Below are 18,427 nucleotides of genomic sequence, written 5' to 3'. Positions count from 1 at the left end.
GCCAAGACGGCTGGAATATGCTTCGTCCGTTCTTGATCGATTTATTGCGGGCGGCTCGCTACCTGTCAACAAAATTTCTTTCGAAAAAGAATATCTGTCACGTTGACACCCGACGCGCCCCCCGGCGATGCTTGCTCAACAATCCGGAGGAAACGAGACATGGACGAGATCTGGAACAAGTACGCCGCGACTGCCGCACGGCCGGCTCCGTCAACGTCGACCCGCCGGCCACGATCCGGAACGATCGACATCCACTCCCATATGGTCGTTGCCGCAGCGGCTGAACTGGTCAAGCCTCATCTCCCAAAGAGCCATGAGACCGCGGACGCCTCCACTCTCGCGCTCGGAGCAAAGCAGCACGCCGACCGCCGGTCGCGCATGATCGATCTCGCTGAACGCCTCCCCGAACTCGACGCCATGGGCATCGAACGCCAGGTGATCAAACCCTCTCCGGGACAGTGCTATTATGATGTGCCCGCCGATATTGCGGTGAAGGCCGCGCGTATCGTTAACGACGGAATGGCCGAATTTTCCGCTCGCGTCCCTGATCGTCTCATTCCGTTCGGCACGGTGCCGATGTCGGAGCCCGCTGCCGCCGTCGAGGAACTCGAACGGTGCTCGCGCGAACTTAGGTTCAAGGGGGTCCAGATTCTGACCAACATTGCCGGCCTCGAACTCTCGGATCCGCGCATCGAGCCGTTTTGGGCGAAGGCAGAGGCGCTCGGCATGCTGATCGTCATTCACCCTGCCGGATTTACCGAGCCCCGTCGACTTGCGCGCTTCTACTTCGGCAACGTCATCGGCAATCCGCTCGATACGACGGTCGCAATTCACCACCTCATCTTCGACGGCGTGCTGGAACGTTATCCGGATCTCCGCATCCTCGCGGTGCACGGGGGCGGTTACGCCGCCGCCTATTCCGGACGCATGGACCATGCTTGGGGCGCGCGTTCGGATTCGCGGGGAACGCTACCCAAGCCACCGTCGGAGTATTTGCGGCGCATGTATTTCGACACCGTGGTGTTCACCCCGCATCAGCTCGACTATCTGGTCCGTGTGTTCGGCGCGGATCGCATCCTGATGGGCACGGATTACCCGTTCGACATGGCCGATTACGATCCAGTCGGACATGTGGTCTCTGGCAGCCTTGATGAAACGAGCATTGCAGCCGTTGCCGGCGGCAATGCCCGTCGGTTGCTCGGCCTGGACTGAGCCAAACGCTAGCCGGGCAGGATGGCGACCGCCCGCGTCCAGCCGGCCGACCCCCGATAGACTTTCACGGGGAAGCACACGATCTCGAAACCGTCGGCCGGCAGGGCGTCAAGATTTTGCAGCTTCTCGAGATGCGAATAACCGATCTCGCGGCCGGCGCGATGCCCCTCCCAGATCAGGCCGACATCCCCGGTCTCCTGGACCCGTTGGCGGGTAAAGGAGAACGGGGCGTCCCAGCTCCAGCCGTCCGTACCGACGAGCCGCACGCCCCTCTCCAGAAGCCATAGCGTCGCTGCCTTGCCCATACCGCACCCGCGATCGACGTAATCATCCTCTCCGTAACGTGCACCTGCTGCCGTGTTGACGACAACGATCTCGAGCGGCTTCAACTCGTGCCCAATCCGCTTGAGTTCCGCCTCAACATCGCCGGGCGTTGCGACATAGCCATCCGGCAAGTGGCGGAAATCGAGCTTCACGGCAGGCTGAAAGCACCATTCGAGCGGCACCTCATCAATGCGCCAGGAGGGTTCACCACCCGGCTTCAACGCATGATTCATGGTCGAGAAGAAATGATAGGGCGCATCGAGATGGGTGCCATTATGCGTCGAGATGCGCACCTGCTCCCTTGCGCAGTACTCGCCGTCCGGCAATTGGTCGACCGAAATACCCATGTAATCGGCCATTCTCTGGGCCGTCTGATGATGATCATGATAGTCGATCTCCGGCAAATTGGCGGGCGGATCGCTTTTGATGCCGGCGCGCAACGCGGCCGAAATGTCGATCAGTTTGCGTCCCATGGGTTCCTCCGAAGTTATTGCGCGCTAGACAAGCGCGGATATTCGCATCATATTTCCTTCCAAAAAGAATAGTCAAGAACACCGCAGGTGTGGCGGCTCGAGCTGTATTCCCCGCCTTTCGAGACGGGTACTTCCTTCGCAGAGGCATCATTCCAAGCGAGTTTCGAGAATGAAGATCGCTATCCTTGATGACTACCAGCAGGTGGCGCTCGACGTTGCCGACTGGTCCGCGGTACAGCGGACCGCGAGAGTGGACAGCTTCGCCCAGCCGATCCCGCCCGATACCGCGCCGGCGATGCTCGCGGCCTATGACGTGCTGTGCCTGATGCGGGAGCGGATGCCATTCGGCCGCAGTTTGATGGCTCGGCTTCCGAACCTGAAACTGATCTGCATCACCGGCACCCACAACCGGACGCTAGATCTCCAGGCGGCAGCCGATCTTGGCATCACCGTCTGCTTTACAGAATTCAATTCCGACAGCACCCATGCAACGCCTGAGCTGGCCTGGGGCCTGATCCTCGCGGCCGCACGCCGCATTGCACTGGAAGATCGCAATCTTCGGGCCGGGAAATGGCAAACAAGCGTTGGAATGACGTTGCATGGCAAAACACTCGGCCTGTTCGGCCTTGGCCGGATCGGGCGGCGCATGTCGGAGATCGGTCGAGCATTCGGGATGTCAGTGATCGCCTGGAGTCAAAACTTGACTGAGGAAGCCGCCGCGAACGCCGGCGCGCGACGGGTAGCGAAGGAGGCGCTCTTTCGCGAAAGCGACGTGCTCAGCATCCACATGGTCTTGAGCGAACGGACCGCAAAGGCGGTCGGCGCCGACGAGCTCGCGTTGATGAAGCCCACCGCAATCCTGATCAACACTTCACGTGGTCAGATCATCGATGAAGCAGCACTCGTTGAAACTCTGACCCGCGGGCGAATTGCCATGGCGGGCCTGGATGTCTTCTGCCAGGAGCCCCTGCCCGCCGACCATCCGTTGTGCGAGTTGCCGAACACGATTCTGACGCCACACCTCGGTTTTGTGGTTCACGAAGCCTATCGCGATTTCTATCGGCAGACGGTCGAAAACATCCTCGCCTATGCCGGCGGCAACCCGATCCGGGTATTGCGGCCGCCACCGGCAAATGCGGGCTAGGACGAAAGCTTCGGTAACAAGCCCTGCGCATCCGCTGGCAAAGGATATGCGTGACCGTTGAGCGCCATCGCCACCATCACGTAGTAGCCGACAATGGCGGTGAGCTCGACGGCACCGGTGACGCCGAAAGCCCGCCTGACGGCCACGTGGGTCTCCTCCTCTATGAAGTGCGTGCGCAACAGTTGCGAGACGTAGTCATAGACCGCTTGTTCGTCGGCCTCATGGAACGTGGGTTTTGCGCCGGTCCTGATAGCCTCGATGATCGTATCAGCCAAACCTGCCGCGCGCGCCGGGCCGGCGTGGGCATACCATTCGAAGTCGCACGACCAGTGACGGGCCGTCGTGAGGATTGCAAGTTCGCTGATCCGGCGCGGTAGACCAGTGCGATAGCGCAGAAGCTCACCTATCTCCTGCCATTTGTCGGTCAGCTCCGGACAATGCAGTGAGAGCTGGTAAGGGGCAGGCAGCCGCCCTCCCCGGTTCGCCTTTCCGACGATTGCGTCATAAACGGGCTTCTGTTCTGCCGAAAGGCTTTCCGCGGTGACCAGGGGAATACGCGTCATGATCGATCTCTCATCCTGCAAATGACCGGCCTCAGCCAACAACCGGAGGCCCCTTCCGACGTTTCGAAACGGACAACGGCAACTCCTCATTGACTATTCCTTCTTACGAGAATATCAACGACGCAACAAGAAGGAAAGCTGCGGCGCGCTGCCGTCAGGGAGAGAACGGCTCGGATTAAAAAAGAGCCGACAGCAATCGAGGGCAAGGGAGACATGCCGAACATCGATCGCGTGCTCATCGTAGGTGGAGGCGTTAGCGGCATGGCGCTGGCCATCGGCCTCGGCCGAGCCGGCGTCGCAACAGACATCGCGGAGCTCAGCGCGAATTGGGGCACTTACGGAGCCGGCCTCACACTGACTGCGCCGGGCCTGCGAGCTTTCCACCAGCTTGGCCTGCTGGAGCGGATTCAGCATGACGGATTTTGTTCCGATGTCAGGAAGGTCTGCGACCGCACAGGCAACGTCCTGTTTGCGCTACCGACAGCACGGCAGCTTGGGGGCACAATACCCAACGGCGGCGGCATCATGCGCCCTGCCCTGCACGTCATACTGTCGGAAGCCACCCTTGAAGCGGGCACCACGGTCCGTATCGGATTGACGGTCGACGCGCTCGAAAACACCAAATCGGGTGTTCGGGTCGCCTTCAGTGATGGATCTCACGCGGACTACGATCTTGTCGTAGGAGCCGATGGAATCAATTCGCGCATGCGACCGCTGATATTCCCCGATGCTCCGCGGCCTCGCTTCACCGGGCAAGGCTGCTGGCGCGCCATCGCTCCCAGACCGCCAGAGATCGATGGCCCGCACATTTTCCTGGGCGGCCCGGTGAAGGTCGGTGTCAATCCGGTATCGGCATCGGAAATGTACATGTTCGTACTCGAGCACGTGCCGGACAATCCGCGTGTGCCGGATACCGACCTTCATAAACCACTCGCAGCGCTGCTCGAAAGCTTCGGCGGAGCGGTGGCGCGCGTGCGTGACGGGCTCGGTTCGCACTCGCGCATCGTCTATCGTCCACTCGAGAAGCTGCTGCTACCTCGCCCCTGGTACAGGAATCGCTGTGTGCTGATCGGTGACGCCGCGCATGCGACGACACCGCATCTCGCCTCAGGAGCTACGATCGGTGTCGAAGATGCGATCGTGCTTGCAGAAGAGCTGATGGCCGCTAGCCACGTCGAGGAGGCGCTGCCACGCTTCATGACCCGCCGTTTCGAGCGCTGTCGGCTCGTCGTGGAGAACTCCGCCCTCATTGGTGAGCTTGAGATGAAAGCTGCCCCCGTGGACGAGCAAACCGCCGTGTCAATGCAATCCGCGATGGCCTTGGCGCAGCCGTTCTAACCGGTGGCTCGAAAACAGTTTCGATAAGGAGAAGAGCATGGACATCGTCGGTCTGAACGCTGCGGTTCTCGGGGTTGAGGATGTCGATGCGTCGCGGCGCTACTGCGCCGACTTTGGGTTGAGCGCCGTCGAAAACGGCTCAAATGGCCTCAACGCCGAAGCACTGGATGGCACCCAGTTGGTGATTCGCGCGGCGAACGACGCCTGCCTGCCCGCTTCGATCGCTCCGCCGCCCAATCTACGTGAGACGATCTGGGCCGTGCGCGATAAATCGGTGCTCGAAGCGATTGGCGCCGAGCTTGGCAAGGACCGCCAGGTCAAGCTCGACAGCGATGGCACGTTGCATTCCTACGACGACAGCGGGTATCCGATTGCGTTCCAGTTGTCGTATCGGCGTGCCTACCAGGCAGAACCGGTCCTTATCAACGTGGCCGGGTTGCCGCCGCAGCGTGCACCAAACCAGGTCGCCTGCGATCCCAAAGCCCTGATCAAGCCGCGCAGCTTTTCACATATCGTCTATTTTGTGCCGGACCTCGATAAAGCCGAGCGCTTTTATGTCGAACGGCTGGGGTTTGTCGTGACCGATCGCTTTACCGGTGCCGGGTCGTTTCTTCGCCCGGCCGGAACGGCTGAACATCACAACCTGTTTCTGATGAAAGTCCCTCACATGACGGTGGGCCTCAACCACATGGCTTTTCACGTCGGCAGCGGCCACGAGGTCATGCAAGCAGGCACGCAGTTTCAGGGCAAAGGCTGGAAGCCGTTCTGGGGGCCAGGCCGGCACATTTTTGGATCCAACTACTTCTGGTACTTCAACAGCCCATTTGGCGGCGCCATGGAATTTGATGCCGACATGGATATTCATGACGATTCCTGGAAGCCGCGCGAGACACAACTGGTCGATGCCAACGCGGCGATCTGGCAGTTCGGTACGCCCTTGATGCGGGGACGATAGCGGTGGCGCGCATTCTGAACTGGTGCCGGTGCCCGCATGGAGGATGACGTCAAGCACGATCATGTGCATACGCTATGCCGGATCGAGGACATTCCGGACGGCGCAGCCCGCGGCTTTGCGCCAATCGACGGCAGACACCGGGCAATCTTCGCTGTCCGTCGTGGTCAGCGTGTGTTCGCCTACGTCAATCGATGCCCGCATGCAGGAGCGGAGCTGGAATATGCGCAGGATCAGTTTCTGTCAGCCGACGGACGGCGCATCATCTGCTTCGCGCACAACGCGCAATTCGAAGTCGAGACGGGACGCTGCGTCGCCGGTCCGTGCTTGGGGCAAGCGCTAGAGGCTGTCGCCGTTGCTCTTGTTGATGGAGCGATCACGGTTCCACGCGATGCGGGCGGCCAGACCGACCTGTTCGTCGGCCGAACCTGAAGCACAATAGAACAGCCGCACCAAGCGGCGCAGGAGGAGCTCGCTGGACTCGTCAGGACGAACCTGGCGCACTTTCGAATCGGGGGAATAGATTAGATGATCGCGCAGTCCAATAGGCGACCATTTGTAAGGAATGCAATTCTAGCGGGCCTTTCGCTACCGGATCTCGCAGCCCTTGGACCATCTCTCGAGCCGACAGTCCTGAGAGAACGAGCGATCCTGCAAGAGCCAAGGAAGCCCGTCGAACACATCTATTTCGTCGAAACCGGTATCGTCTCCCAGAGAATCGTCGCAGCAGGAAGCATATTGGAGACGGCGGTTGTTGGGTTTCGCGGCGCGGTCGGCGCTTCGTTCCTGTTTGATGGGCATGTTACGACACATCAATCGGTCGTGCTTTTTCCCGGAAGTGCGCTGAGAATTCGGGTGCATGATTTGCGCCGCGCCATGAGCGAACGCGACCAGATTCGCGAACATCTGCTGCAATATGTTCAGGCACTCGTTATGCACGGAGCTCAAACCGGACTGTGCGGAGTTCGCCACAATCTCGAACAGCGGTTGGCGTGCTGGCTATGCCTGACATGTGATGCGCTCGACGGCTGCGTTCTTCCCGTCACGCATGACCATCTCTCCAACGTTTTGGGGCTGCGCCGGGCGGGAGTCACCGAGACTCTTATTCGATTTGAAGAACAAGGCCTGATTCGCAAGATGCGGGGCGTCTTGCAGGTCGATGATCGCAAACAGCTCGAGCAAAAGGCCTGTAGTTGCTACGGTATTATTGCCGGCGCCTACCTGCCGCCTCCACCGTGCGTGGATCAACCCGCAGGAATTTCCGCTTAGCTGGCGGTCGCTCGATCGCCGCTGAGTTGACCTCCGATGGGCACATCGGAGGTCTTTCTTGGAGGCTATTTTGCCGGGGCACGGCGAACCACCGCGCTCACCAGTTCCGCTGCGCACGCAGGAGCATGGTCACTGCGCCCTGGTCTTTCAGCTCATACACGCCGGCCGGCTTGGCAAGTGAGACGGACGCGGGAGAGGCGATCGTACCCGAGTACTTCTGATCAAGCATCGAGTACGTGACGTCGGCCGCAAAGGTCAGGTTCTTGACCGGAGTCCAGCGGGTAATGAGGCCAACCGCGGCGTAGTTGAAGTCGGGGTTGCAAACGCCGGTCAGGGCGAGAGCGACCATGCCGGCGCTCCCGCAGATCGCCGCTTTGGCCGTGCCGTTGTATCGCACCGCACCCCACGAACCGTAGATCGCCGAATTCCAGTATGGATCCCAGTTATGCGTGTATGCGCCGCGGAACCCGTAGGTCGTGGTGAGCTGGAGGTCACCACCCGTGACGAAGACAGCATCGGACACGCCGGCCATACCGAGGCTCTGATAGGCACCTACGACGCCCGTGCTGCCGTACATCGAGAACGACGTCGGAGCCAAGGTATGGAAGTTGTAGCGGCTGGCACCGTTGGTGTAGACGCCCTGGACGTTGACCGTGTCCCCCGGACCGGTCGGGATATTCTTGATCGACAACGAGAGCTGACCAGCCCAACCCCACTTGTCGGCGGCATGACCGGTCGACTCGGTCGCGCCGTAATACGCAGTGTGATTATCGTGAGCGGCGACAGACGCCTGGAATAGACCCCAGGCCTGATCGACGCGGACCATCCCTACGACATCGGGAACAACGACGCCGCCGACATCGTTCACGCCATATGCACCGCCGATGATGCCTGCAGCCGTCGAGCCGGAAACGTTCCAGATGCTGGTCGTGAAGTCGAGAGCCTCATCCTGCGCCGAGATCGTTGCTGTCACGCCCTGACCGAAGTCAGCGGTGTAGCTGACCTGGTTCACGCCGGTAACATTGCCGCTGCCGCCGACGAGAGCATCGAAGCTGTTGCCGGGATAGCTGGTCCACGGCGCGCTGAACTGCGACCATGTTCTGCCCATAGTGAAGCCCGCGAACTGGATGTACGCATGGTAGAGGCCCAGCGAACCGCCACCAACGCTGTCACCCGCATATGTCGTGGAGCCGGGAGCCGTTGGCGTGCCGCTGACGCTGCCGCTTGTCCAGGAAAACGCCGCATCAAAGTATGTACGGACCACGCCGTATTCGGTCGCGGTGCGCGTATCGATGTTCAGGTCTTCACGAGTGCGCGTGCCGTAGTAGTTGGTCAAGCGGTTATTGGCGCTAGCGCTGCCAAAGGTCGGAGGGCCATAAACGAGACTGGTGTTCAGCACGACGTCGGCGCGCACATAACCGCTGAGCTTGATGCACGTATCGGTGCCGGGGATATAGTAGAATCCGGCCCCATACAGGGAGCAGATCTTCACGTATTCGACCGCCTTGGCCTTGACGGGAAGATCAGCCGCCTGGGCTCCGCCCATGACGATCAATCCCGCTGCCGAGCCAAGAACCAGGCTATTCACCACCCGCATGTTCAGTCTCCAAATGACTTCTTCAAAAGTGGCAGCTAAAAACCAACCACCTTCGTCCCCCCGATTCCCTGTTGACGAACAGGGCATTTTGTCTGCCCTTTGATCGCTTTGGACCAAAGGGCTACGGCGCGGACTTTTCCGCTCATCGCGCGAACAAGTTGGCAGATTGCGTTTCACAAAGGCGTGTGAACTTCGTACGAAACGAGCAGACGGGCGTCCTTGCTGGCTCGGCGTGCTCTTATTGAGTCACAAACGTACGGTGCGAACGCTATATCGCGACAAGCGTACGTTTCGTACCGTCGGCTTCTCCGCGGGGATCGGGCAATCAGCAATGACAGACCTGCCGGCCGTCAACACTCTTCAGTTGGAAGACCCGTGCCCGCCCAACGTTGGACCGACGCATTCGCGACGCGGATTACCGAGACAATCGTGGAAGAGTTGATCGCGTTTTCCGCTCTCGTCGGTATGCCCTGCGCCAGCGAGTCGCCCGTGTCGCCAAACAGCGGACGGTTCACCCTCTCCGGCGACATGCACGGCTCCGATGCGTTGGGTGCAATGACGCCACGCGAGAGGACGGTCACATCGGGATTGTAGGCAGCATGCTCCGATAGATCGGCCGAAGCGGCAACAATTGAAGAAATTACCGCCGCACCCTGTAAGGGCGTCGGGCGCTCCATTTTCTACGGCGCGATCTCGCAATGCGTGAAGGGCGCGGACTGGAAGAAGCTACGCGGTGGACTTCCGCTTATAGCGCGCGCTGGCAACCGTCGATTCCGATCGGTCCAAATTCATTCGAGCTTGATGTTGGCAGCCTTGATGACCTCGCCCCATCGCTCATAATCTGCGGCCTGCCGTTGCGCGAGTACGTCAGGCGTGCCGCCGACGATCGTCACGCCGAGCTTGTCGAGGCGTGAGATGACAGCGGGCTCCTTCAAAATGCGGTTGGCAATCTCGTTCAATCGCTGCACGATGGCTGCGGGCGTCCCGGTTGGTGCGTAGATTCCTTGCCACTGCTCCACGACGAAGTCCTTGAAACCCAGCTCCGTCATGGTCGAGACCTCAGGCAAATCCTGCAGCCGATGTGCCGACGTCACGGCAAGGGCCCTGAGTGCGCCGGCCTGCACCTGGGGCAATGCGGCCGAAGCAGGAAGGAACGCGAACGTAACCTGGCCGCCCATGACGTCCTGCATTGCCGGCGCGTCGCCTTTGTATGGCACGTGGAGCATATTCACGCCTGCCTGCAGGCGAAGAAATTCTCCCTGCATCTGGAGGATTGTTCCGATCCCACCCGACGCGAACGAAATCAGATCAGGCTTTGCCTTTGCCGCCGCGACGATGGCCTGCACTGAAGTATAGGGGCTGCTCGCCGGGACCACGAGAAGGTGCGCAACCGTGCCGACCAGCACGATCGGCTCGTAAGCCTTGTTCGGATCGTACGGGAGCTGACGCATCAGATGCGGCACGATGGTCTGAGGCCCTATGGAGGTACCCAGCAATGTGTAGCCGTCCGGCGCTGCGCGGGCGACGAAAGCTCCGCCGATCACTCCCGTCGCACCGGGTTTGTTTTCCACGATGACGGGGACGCCGAGGTTGTCCGAGAGTCCCTGCCCAATCGTGCGCGCGAGGATGTCGGTAGTTCCTCCCGGGGGATAGGGGACGACATAGGTTATCAGCTTTGCAGGCCAGCTCGGCTCGGCGCGGGCAGCCAGCGCGATCGGCGACAGCAGGGCCGCCAAGATGATGCTTCGTCGCGTCTGTCCACGCTTGTCGATGTCTTTCGCGGTCGGACAGGTGTTGAAATCGATGGTCATGAGCCCCTCTCGTCCTCGTGCGGTTCTTCGCCGAGCGGCTCTGCCGCTCGGCGGTCAAGATGCATGGCGACGGTCTTACCTCGCCTGAGAGCCTGCGTGGGCCGTCCCCGCGCCGCCGCTCAGCTTCCACTTCCTCCTGAGACCGGTGGAAAGAAAACGTCCTGCCACTTCGCCGGCGCAGCCTTCAACAGCCCTGCCCTGGCCATGAACGTTGCGAAGCTCATCACCCCCTGCGGCTGCACGCCCCATTCGCCCGTAACGGACTTCAGCATCAGTTCGGTTTCGTCGAGGGAGAGCGATGTCTTCTCCGCGTCGAGCGAGATCTCGGCGGCTTGGCGCGGATTGGCCTTGATGAATGCACCGGCTTCGTCGATCGCCGCGACGATGGCCGCCGCGATCTCCGGGTTCTTCTTCACGAACGCTCCCGTCGTTGCGAGCAGCCCGCTCGTGACCTTCGCTCCCAGATATTCCGAGAAAAAGAACAGCCGATGAACCGACGGACTCTTCTCGACGATGTCGCTGTAGGGATGCGGTGCGGCATAGCCGCTGATGGTTCCGCCGGTGACGAGGCCCGCGGTCGCATCGGGATGAGGCAATTGGATCATCATGGTGTCCAAGCGCCGGGCTTGCCCCTCGCCAAAAGCCTTCTCAGCCGCCATTCGCATCAACAGGCCCTGTTGGCCGGTCGTCGAGGTGACCGCAATGCGGTCGGTCGGCTTGAAGTCGGCCAGCGACTTGACGTCGGGTTTGTTGGTGTAAAGCCCGTTGTCGCCGGCGACGAGCGCCGCCAGACCGCGAATGTCGATCGAACTGCGCGTTTTTTCCGCTGCGATCAGCATTCCAGGCAGGCCGTAGGCGCCGATATCGATGGAACCGCTGATCAGGGCATCGTTGATCGCGGGTGCGCCGCTGATCTTCTGGATCTTCACCGTGACGTCGGCAGCCCCCGTCGCCGCAACATGCTTGGCAAAGAGCCCCTGGCGGTCGGCAATGACGACCGGCAGGTAGGCATACCCATATTGAATTGCGATGGTGACCGTCTTGGAGCTGGCGGCTCTTGCGGGTGTCCAACCCGCCGCCGCGGCCATGGCAGCAGCCCCGCCAACCAACGCCCGCCGCGAAAAGAGGGCTTGCATCTTTCCTCCAAATGTTATTTTTGAAACGCCGTTTCAAATTAGCTACCCGGCTCACGTCCGCGTGTCAACGGGGCAAGCGGAGGCGCGAGAACTCCAATTCGGAGCCGCGCTCAACATAAGGGAGGACAAGTCCATGATTGGATTTCGAATTTTGAAGCGCCGGCGCGCAGTTAGCGCTGACGTCGTCGAGCGGTTCCGCACCATCCCGGTCGCCAATATCAGCGACTCCATGTCACGCATGACGGCGGGGGGATCGCGCCTGCGACCATTGCATCGCAGCGGCGTAATGGCCGGACCCGCGGTGACCGTGAAAACTCGGCCGGGCGACAACCTGATGATCCACAAGGCGATCGACATCGCGGCACCAGGCGACGTGATCGTGGTTGACGGCGGCGGCGACCTCACCAATGCGCTGATCGGCGAAATGATGATCTCGCACGCTCAGAAGCGCGGACTCGCCGGCATCGTCATCAACGGCGCCGTGCGCGACTCCGCCTGGATTGCCGAGCATGATTTTCCGATGTTTGCAGCCGGTATCAGCCATCGCGGCCCATACAAGGACGGTCCCGGTGAAATCAACGTCCCGATTGCCGTCGACGGCATGGTGATCGACCCGGGCGACCTCGTGATCGGCGACAATGACGGGCTGCTCTGCGTGCCCTTCGACCACACGGAAACGATCTATACGGCCGCTGCCGCCAAACACGCGGCTGAAGAAAAGCAAATGGTCGCGATCGCCGAAGGACGCAGTGATCGCAGCTGGATCGATGCCGCCCTCAAGCGGCTGGGATGCGAGATCGAGTCGTGAGCGCGGCGGCGGCGCCACACATTCCGGTGCGACCGGACTGGCTGGCGCTCTGCCGCGAACAGGCCATCGAGCCCGAATTACCGATCGTCGACGCCCATCACCATCTGTGGGACCGGCCGGGGCAGCGATATCTGTTCGACGAACTGCTGGCGGACATGCGAAGCGGACACGACATCCGTGCCACTGTCTTCGTCCAGAGCCGGTCGATGTATCGCGCTGGCCTGCCATCGGAACTCCAACCCGTCGGCGAGGTAGAATTCGCCAACGGTATCGCCGCACAGGCGGCCAGCGGGTTGTATGGCCGGGGCCGGGCCTGCGCCGCCATCGTCGGCTTTGCCGATTTGATGCTGGGGGACCGCGTCGATGCCGTGCTGGATGTCCTGCGTCGGGCCGGCGGCGACCGGTTTTGCGGCATCCGCAACCAAACCGCCTGGCATGCCGATCCGGATATCGTCTCAAATCCGGTACCGCCGAAACCCGGCCTGCTCACGCATCCACAGTTCGTGGCGGGCGCACGCCGCCTGCCCTCATATCGCCTGACACTGGATGTGTGGGCCTATCATACCCAGCTCGCCGAGTTCGCCGAGCTGGCGCGGTCCTGTCCCGAGACCCTGATCGTGCTCGACCATCTCGGAGGTCCGTTGGGGATCGGCCGTTATCGGAATCGCCGCGAGGAAGTCTTCGCGGAATGGTCCGCGGACCTGAAGCTGCTCGCCGAGCTTCCCAACGTCATCGTCAAGCTCGGCGGGCTTGCGATGCGCATCGGTGGATTTGATTTGCATGAGCAGCCGGAGCCGCCATCATCGACCACTCTCGCCCTCGCATGGGCGCCCTATGTGATGACCGCGATCGAACTGTTCGGGCCATCACGCTGCATGTTCGAGAGCAATTTCCCGGTGGACAAGGGCATGGTCAGCTATGTGTCGCTCTGGAACGCATTCAAGGCAATGACGAAGGAGTTAACGCCATCGGAACGGCACGAACTGTTCTGCGGCACGGCGGTGCGAACCTATGGTCTTTCCGCCGCCGATCTCGAACTCTAACAACAGCGGGTCGAAGCTGATGTTCTTTGCACCACCGCCTCACCTGGACACCACCGTATTCACGCGCCTGCCCGACCGCTTCCGGAAGCCCCGCAACACGGCCTGGGCCGACGCCAATCGCGGCGGGCTGGCCATCGACAGTTTCCTGGAAGGGCCCTCCTTCGACCGCGAGGGCCGGCTCTACGTCACCGACATTCCCTTCGGCAGGATATTCCGCATCTCCCCTGGCGGCGATTGGGAGCTGATCACGGAGTATGACGGCTGGCCCAACGGGCTGAAGATCCACCGCGACGGGCGCATCTTCATCACCGACTATAAGCGCGGCATCGTTCTGCTCGATCCAGCCTCGGGCGCCATCACGCCGTTCCTGGAAACCGCAGCATCGGAAGGCTTCAAGGGCGTCAACGACCTGATATTCGCGCCGAACGGCGATCTCTACTTTACCGACCAGGGCCAGACCGGCCTGCACGATCCAACGGGACGCGTCTATCGCCTGAGCGCCGCCGGCCAGCTAACCTGCCTGCTCGACACCGTCCCAAGCCCTAACGGCATCGTCATCGATCCCGAGATGACGCACGTTCTGATCGCCGTCACGCGCGCCCAGCAGGTCTGGCGAATTCCGTTGGGACGTAGCGGCCTGACCACGAAAGTCGGAGTCTTTGCCCAGCTTCACGGCGGCCTTGGCGGCCCCGACGGCCTTGCCCTCGATGAAAACGGCGGCCTGCTTATCGCCCACACCGGCTTTGGATCGGTCTGGCACCTGTCTCGCACCGCCGAACCGCTCCGACGTATCGTCTCCTGCGCGGGCATTTCGACGACAAATCTGGCGTTTGGCGGCCCATCCGGGCATGATCTGTTCATCACGGAATCGCAGACCGGCTCTATTCTGCGTGCCACGCTCGACGTCGCCGGCGCACCGATGTACGCCCATGGGCGTTGAGCCAACTGGAATACCGCGTGCTTCACATGATGGATCGAAAAGTCCGCGCCCGTCCGAAAGTCGCAGGCGTAGCTTCGGCCGATCGCCTCTTGACCGTTCTGACGGCGTTCAAACGCGGCGACGACGCGCTTGAACTGACTGAACTCGCGAAGCGAACCGATCTGGTCAAAAGCACCATTATGCGGCTGTGCGTGTCGCTCGAGCGGTTCGGCCTGATCGAGCGGATTCCAGATGGGCGCTACCGGCTGGGGACCGAGATTGCCCGCCTCGGTTCGGTCTATCTCTCCTCGTTCGCACTCGAGGCCCACGTGATGCCGGCCCTGGAAAAACTCGTCGCCGTCTCCAGCGAGACCGCGTCGTTCTATATCCGACGGGGCGACCAGCGGCTTTGCCTTTTCCGGCTCGATTCACCTTTTCCCCTGCGCATGCACGTTCGCCCGGGCGACCTGCGCCCGATGGACAAGTCCTCCATCGCGCAAGTGCTGCAGAAGTTCGATCCAGCCCGCGGAAAACCCTCATCTGCGATCGAGGTTCCCATCTATACCAGCGGCGTGACTGATCCTCACGTCGCCTCATTGGCAATGCCGGTGTTCGGTGCCGGGGGGCGTCTGCTCGGCGCGCTTGCGATCACGGGTCCGGCGTCCCGCTGGACCAGGAAGCGGGCCGATGAAGCGCGAAAATTGCTTCGCGACGAGGCCGAAGCGCTCTCCACGGCGCTCGGCGGCGCAATGCAAACCTGACCATCCACCTGGAATCGCGTTGGAACCACGTTCGGCCGGCACCGACACGATGCCGCATGCGATATTAGAACGTCGTTTCATTTTCCCTTTTGCAACGCCGTTCTAAACTGCTAAATCAGTTTCGGACGCAAGACGCGTTCGAACGAAAGAGGCGTTGAGAACGCCCGGGTTGTAGGGAGCGAATGGCGATGGCGAGTAATCCCGCCGACGCAACATGCAAGATATTTCCACGGCCGGGTTTCGACACGGCAGGGATGGCAACGGTTTCCAGGCGTCAGGCCCTGAAACTCGGTGTCGCCGCCGCCATCGTCCCATGCGTCGCGCGCCGAGCGAGCGCTGGGGCCAACATCACGATCGCGATGCAGAACGGCATCGGCTATCTTCCGATCATCGTGGCAGATGCCCTTGGACTGTTCGACAAGAACGTTGCCGCGCAGGGCGCGGTCGGCACCAAGGTCGCGATCAAGAAGCTCAGCGGCGCCCCCGCGATCAACGACTCCCTGCTCAGCGGCAGCATCGAGATCGGCGCCTACGGTGCCCCGGGCCTGCTGGTCGCTTGGGAGAAGACGCGAAAGTCCTACAACGTCCGCGGCCTCACTCCGCTTTCGATGGGCCGCTATTCGCTCTACACGTCGGACCCCGCGATCAAGACGGTCACTGACTTTCCGGCGACGAGCCGGATCGCAGTTACCGCGTTGAGTTCGCCGCAAGCCATCCTGCTGCGGATGGCGGGCGTGAAGACGCTGGGCGAAAGTGCGCTCAAGCACTTCGATACGATGATGGTCGGCCTGCCCCACCCGGACGCGACCGCGATGATGCTGAGTGGGTCGACCACAATCAACGGCTACTTCGGCAACGATCCCTTCATTACGGTTCTGGAGAAGAATCCCAAGCTCCATGTCGTCACGACATCGGACGAGATCCTCGGCCACCCCGCCACCAGCGGCCTGCTTGCAACGACCGGAAAATTTGTCGACGCCCAACCGCAAGCCGCGCGGGGGATCGTCGAGGCGGTCCGCGAGGCAGAAGATTTCATCCGCGCCAATCCGGCCAAGGCGGGCGAGATCTACCTCAAGTCAGAACCCTTCGATATCTCCGGCGAAACGCTGACGGCGATGATCCGGGACAACAAATGGTCGACCGAACCGCACGGCATCATGGCTTACGCCAACTTCATGGCCAAGCTCGGGATGATCAAGACGGCGCCTGCCAAATGGCAAGACGTGTTCTTTGCACCGGTCAGCGAAGGATCCGGCGACTGAGATCGCGATCCGGCACGCCGGTCAACCAGGGAAAGGAATGCTGATGACAGCTCTGCCGGTCGAGCAAGCAAGACCCGACCTCACGACCGCGTTGGCTAAGCCGCTGCTGTCGGTGCGAGATGTCACGCTCCAGTACAAGACGCGCGATCGGCTCGTTACCGCAACCTACCGCGCTTCGTTCGAGGTCCATCGCGAAGATCGCTTCATCCTGCTGGGTCCGTCCGGCTGCGGCAAGTCCACCCTGCTGAAATGCGCTGCCGGCTTCATGAAGCCGACCGAAGGCAGCATGACCATCGATAGCCATGCAATCGTGGGGCCGGGGCCCGATCGCATGATGGTGTTCCAGGAATTCGATCAGCTAATGCCCTGGCTTACCGTTCTCGACAACGTGATGTTTCCGATGCGCCGCTCGGGCCGCTTTCCCAATGAGGAGATTCGTGACCGGGCGCGCCGCGCCACCGTGAAAGTTGGACTGGAGCGCTTCCAGGATGTCTACCCCCATATGCTGTCCGGCGGCATGAAACAGCGCGTCGCGATCGCGCGTGCGCTCGCGATGGAGCCGCGCATCCTGCTGATGGACGAGCCATTCGCAGCTCTGGACGCGCTGACGCGCCGCCGCATGCAGGAAGAGCTGCTCGAATTGTGGGACGATGTTCGCTTCACCCTGCTGTTCGTGACCCATTCGATCGAGGAAGCGATCATCCTCGGCTCCCGCATTCTGGTGCTGACTCCTCATCCAGGTCAGGTCCGCGCCGAACTCGATGCCACCGCGTATGACTACAGCCATCAGGGCGATGCCGCTTTCATGGCGTTCAACCGCAAGATTCACAACATGCTGTTCGGAGACGAGGAGACCGCCCATGGCTGACTCCGCCATCCCCACCTGCGCTTCGTTGTCGCGTCCTGACATCGAGCGTACTCCCGCCGACATCAGCGAAATCGGCGACATCAGTCGTCCGATCGGCCTCCTCGAGGCCATCATGTCCGTCACCGCCGTCCGGCGAGGACTCGTCCTGCTGGTGCTGGCGATCATATGGGAGGTCTATGCGCGCTACATCAGCAATCCCCTGATGTTCCCCTCGCTGAGCGACACCCTGTCGGCATGGTCGGCCGATGTGATCGCGGGCAAGCTGCCGGCCTCCGCTGCGACGTCGCTGCGGATCCTGGTGATCGGCTATGCGACAGCGATCGCGATCGCGGCCGTCATGACAACCCTCGCGGTTTCGACGCGGATCGGCACTGATGTGCTTGCGACCCTGACGGCGATGTTCAATCCATTGCCGGCGATCGCCATCCTGCCGCTGGCGCTGCTCTGGTTCGGGCTTGGTACGACCAGCATCGTGTTCGTGATCGTCCACTCCGTGCTATGGGCGGTGTCGCTGAACACGTATACCGGCTTCCTCTCCGTGAGCCAGACCCAGCGCATGGCGGGCCGAAACTACGGGCTCGGCGGCCTGCGCATGGTGTTGTTCATCCTGATCCCTGCAGCATTTCCCTCGATCCTCGCCGGCCTCAAGATCGGCTGGGCATTCGCCTGGCGAACCCTGATCGCGGCCGAGCTCGTGTTCGGCGTTTCCGGCAATGCCGCCGGTCTCGGCTGGTACATCTTCGAGGCGCGCAACGCGCTGGAGACCGCCAACGTGTTCGCTGGCCTGCTGACCGTGATCCTGATCGGTCTCGCCGTCGAAGGGCTCGTTTTCCGCAGCATCGAAGCCATGACCGTTCGTAAATGGGGCATGCAGAACCACTAGAGCTATTTCCGTTCCGATCGAATCGGAGCGGGTTCGAGATCGTTGTCTGATGCGTTTTCCTCAC

At 61.5% G+C, this 18,427-nt stretch carries 18 protein-coding genes; 13 read left to right on the top strand and 5 right to left on the bottom strand.

What is annotated here, in order from left to right; translation table 11 throughout:
- Window positions 1-159 precede the first annotated feature (159 nt).
- Complete coding sequence (locus ACV1FX_RS01400; protein WP_473115741.1) at window positions 160-1,212, top strand: amidohydrolase family protein; 1,053 nt, start codon at window positions 160-162, stop codon at window positions 1,210-1,212.
- Between the two features lie 8 nt (window positions 1,213-1,220).
- Here ACV1FX_RS01400 and ACV1FX_RS01395 read toward each other — a convergent pair whose 3' ends face one another.
- A complete protein-coding gene (locus tag ACV1FX_RS01395; protein WP_473115740.1) occupies window positions 1,221-2,009 on the bottom strand; it encodes a cyclase family protein in 789 nt (262 codons plus the stop codon).
- Window positions 2,010-2,178: 169 nt separating this feature from the next.
- Here ACV1FX_RS01395 and ACV1FX_RS01390 point away from each other — a divergent pair, with 169 nt between their 5' ends.
- Entirely contained in the window at window positions 2,179-3,153 is a 975-nt protein-coding gene (locus ACV1FX_RS01390) for a D-2-hydroxyacid dehydrogenase family protein (protein WP_473115739.1), read from the top strand.
- Here the strand turns inward: ACV1FX_RS01390 and ACV1FX_RS01385 are convergent.
- Complete coding sequence (locus ACV1FX_RS01385; protein WP_473115738.1) at window positions 3,150-3,716, bottom strand: carboxymuconolactone decarboxylase family protein; 567 nt, start codon at window positions 3,714-3,716, stop codon at window positions 3,150-3,152. The two genes, ACV1FX_RS01390 and ACV1FX_RS01385, sit on opposite strands and share 4 nt — an antisense overlap.
- 213 nt (window positions 3,717-3,929) lie before the next feature.
- On the opposite strand from ACV1FX_RS01385, the gene ACV1FX_RS01380 reads away from it, so the two are divergent.
- The 4 genes from ACV1FX_RS01380 to ACV1FX_RS01365 all read left to right on the top strand — a co-directional run bounded on the left by ACV1FX_RS01380 (window position 3,930) and on the right by ACV1FX_RS01365 (window position 7,275).
- Window positions 3,930-5,054 carry an FAD-dependent oxidoreductase gene (locus ACV1FX_RS01380; protein ID WP_473115737.1) on the top strand — a complete coding sequence of 375 codons (1,125 nt, stop codon included), beginning with the start codon at window positions 3,930-3,932 and terminating at the stop codon, window positions 5,052-5,054.
- A gap of 37 nt (window positions 5,055-5,091) precedes the next feature.
- Window positions 5,092-6,009, top strand: a complete 918-nt coding sequence (locus ACV1FX_RS01375; RefSeq protein ID WP_473115736.1) for a VOC family protein — start codon at window positions 5,092-5,094, stop codon at window positions 6,007-6,009.
- Window positions 6,010-6,045: 36 nt separating this feature from the next.
- The gene (locus tag ACV1FX_RS01370) at window positions 6,046-6,438 is read left to right on the top strand and encodes a Rieske (2Fe-2S) protein (RefSeq protein WP_473115735.1); all 393 of its coding nucleotides are present in this window, start codon (window positions 6,046-6,048) and stop codon (window positions 6,436-6,438) included.
- A gap of 96 nt (window positions 6,439-6,534) precedes the next feature.
- A complete protein-coding gene (locus ACV1FX_RS01365) occupies window positions 6,535-7,275 on the top strand; it encodes a Crp/Fnr family transcriptional regulator (RefSeq protein WP_473115734.1) in 741 nt (246 codons plus the stop codon).
- Between the two features lie 97 nt (window positions 7,276-7,372).
- Here ACV1FX_RS01365 and ACV1FX_RS01360 read toward each other — a convergent pair whose 3' ends face one another.
- The 3 genes from ACV1FX_RS01360 to ACV1FX_RS01350 form a co-directional block, all read right to left on the bottom strand.
- Window positions 7,373-8,872 (bottom strand): porin, encoded by a 1,500-nt coding sequence (locus ACV1FX_RS01360; protein WP_473115733.1) that lies wholly within the window; start codon window positions 8,870-8,872, stop codon window positions 7,373-7,375.
- Window positions 8,873-9,660: 788 nt separating this feature from the next.
- Complete coding sequence (locus ACV1FX_RS01355; protein WP_473115732.1) at window positions 9,661-10,683, bottom strand: Bug family tripartite tricarboxylate transporter substrate binding protein; 1,023 nt, start codon at window positions 10,681-10,683, stop codon at window positions 9,661-9,663.
- A gap of 119 nt (window positions 10,684-10,802) precedes the next feature.
- Window positions 10,803-11,771 (bottom strand): ABC transporter substrate-binding protein, encoded by a 969-nt coding sequence (locus ACV1FX_RS01350; protein WP_473115731.1) that lies wholly within the window; start codon window positions 11,769-11,771, stop codon window positions 10,803-10,805.
- 181 nt (window positions 11,772-11,952) lie between these two features.
- On the opposite strand from ACV1FX_RS01350, the gene ACV1FX_RS01345 reads away from it, so the two are divergent.
- From ACV1FX_RS01345 to ACV1FX_RS01315, 7 genes are all read left to right on the top strand, one after another.
- Complete coding sequence (locus ACV1FX_RS01345) at window positions 11,953-12,627, top strand: RraA family protein (protein WP_473115970.1); 675 nt, start codon at window positions 11,953-11,955, stop codon at window positions 12,625-12,627.
- Complete coding sequence (locus tag ACV1FX_RS01340; protein ID WP_473115730.1) at window positions 12,624-13,670, top strand: amidohydrolase family protein; 1,047 nt, start codon at window positions 12,624-12,626, stop codon at window positions 13,668-13,670. Before ACV1FX_RS01345 ends, ACV1FX_RS01340 begins: the two co-directional genes overlap by 4 nt.
- A 16-nt stretch (window positions 13,671-13,686) precedes the next feature.
- Entirely contained in the window at window positions 13,687-14,610 is a 924-nt protein-coding gene (locus ACV1FX_RS01335; protein ID WP_473115969.1) for an SMP-30/gluconolactonase/LRE family protein, read from the top strand.
- Window positions 14,611-14,636: 26 nt separating this feature from the next.
- The gene (locus tag ACV1FX_RS01330; RefSeq protein ID WP_473115729.1) at window positions 14,637-15,350 is read left to right on the top strand and encodes an IclR family transcriptional regulator; all 714 of its coding nucleotides are present in this window, start codon (window positions 14,637-14,639) and stop codon (window positions 15,348-15,350) included.
- Window positions 15,351-15,604: 254 nt separating this feature from the next.
- The gene (locus ACV1FX_RS01325; protein ID WP_473115728.1) at window positions 15,605-16,612 is read left to right on the top strand and encodes an ABC transporter substrate-binding protein; all 1,008 of its coding nucleotides are present in this window, start codon (window positions 15,605-15,607) and stop codon (window positions 16,610-16,612) included.
- Between the two features lie 43 nt (window positions 16,613-16,655).
- Window positions 16,656-17,480: an ABC transporter ATP-binding protein gene (locus tag ACV1FX_RS01320; protein ID WP_473115727.1), complete on the top strand. Its 825-nt coding sequence runs from the start codon at window positions 16,656-16,658 to the stop codon at window positions 17,478-17,480.
- Window positions 17,473-18,363: an ABC transporter permease gene (locus tag ACV1FX_RS01315; protein WP_473115726.1), complete on the top strand. Its 891-nt coding sequence runs from the start codon at window positions 17,473-17,475 to the stop codon at window positions 18,361-18,363. Before ACV1FX_RS01320 ends, ACV1FX_RS01315 begins: the two co-directional genes overlap by 8 nt.
- The last annotated feature ends 64 nt before the right edge of the window (window positions 18,364-18,427 follow it).

The organism is Bradyrhizobium ingae, from assembly GCF_055791185.1.
This window is presented reverse-complemented; position numbering and strand designations above follow the sequence as displayed.

Excerpts from the sequence above, each read along its gene's own strand:
- ACV1FX_RS01360 (WP_473115733.1), bottom strand. The coding sequence starts at position 8,872 with ATGCGGGTGGTGAATAGCCTGGTTCTTGGCTCGGCAGCGGGATTGATC.
- ACV1FX_RS01375 (WP_473115736.1), top strand. The coding sequence starts at position 5,092 with ATGGACATCGTCGGTCTGAACGCTGCGGTTCTCGGGGTTGAGGATGTC.
- ACV1FX_RS01385 (WP_473115738.1), bottom strand. The coding sequence starts at position 3,716 with ATGACGCGTATTCCCCTGGTCACCGCGGAAAGCCTTTCGGCAGAACAG.
- ACV1FX_RS01325 (WP_473115728.1), top strand. The coding sequence starts at position 15,605 with ATGGCAACGGTTTCCAGGCGTCAGGCCCTGAAACTCGGTGTCGCCGCC.
- ACV1FX_RS01315 (WP_473115726.1), top strand. The coding sequence starts at position 17,473 with ATGGCTGACTCCGCCATCCCCACCTGCGCTTCGTTGTCGCGTCCTGAC.
- ACV1FX_RS01400 (WP_473115741.1), top strand. The coding sequence starts at position 160 with ATGGACGAGATCTGGAACAAGTACGCCGCGACTGCCGCACGGCCGGCT.
- ACV1FX_RS01345 (WP_473115970.1), top strand. The coding sequence starts at position 11,953 with ATGATTGGATTTCGAATTTTGAAGCGCCGGCGCGCAGTTAGCGCTGAC.
- ACV1FX_RS01370 (WP_473115735.1), top strand. The coding sequence starts at position 6,046 with ATGGAGGATGACGTCAAGCACGATCATGTGCATACGCTATGCCGGATC.
- ACV1FX_RS01355 (WP_473115732.1), bottom strand. The coding sequence starts at position 10,683 with ATGACCATCGATTTCAACACCTGTCCGACCGCGAAAGACATCGACAAG.
- ACV1FX_RS01365 (WP_473115734.1), top strand. The coding sequence starts at position 6,535 with ATGATCGCGCAGTCCAATAGGCGACCATTTGTAAGGAATGCAATTCTA.
- ACV1FX_RS01330 (WP_473115729.1), top strand. The coding sequence starts at position 14,637 with ATGATGGATCGAAAAGTCCGCGCCCGTCCGAAAGTCGCAGGCGTAGCT.
- ACV1FX_RS01320 (WP_473115727.1), top strand. The coding sequence starts at position 16,656 with ATGACAGCTCTGCCGGTCGAGCAAGCAAGACCCGACCTCACGACCGCG.
- ACV1FX_RS01395 (WP_473115740.1), bottom strand. The coding sequence starts at position 2,009 with ATGGGACGCAAACTGATCGACATTTCGGCCGCGTTGCGCGCCGGCATC.
- ACV1FX_RS01380 (WP_473115737.1), top strand. The coding sequence starts at position 3,930 with ATGCCGAACATCGATCGCGTGCTCATCGTAGGTGGAGGCGTTAGCGGC.
- ACV1FX_RS01390 (WP_473115739.1), top strand. The coding sequence starts at position 2,179 with ATGAAGATCGCTATCCTTGATGACTACCAGCAGGTGGCGCTCGACGTT.
- ACV1FX_RS01350 (WP_473115731.1), bottom strand. The coding sequence starts at position 11,771 with ATGGCCGCGGCGGCGGGTTGGACACCCGCAAGAGCCGCCAGCTCCAAG.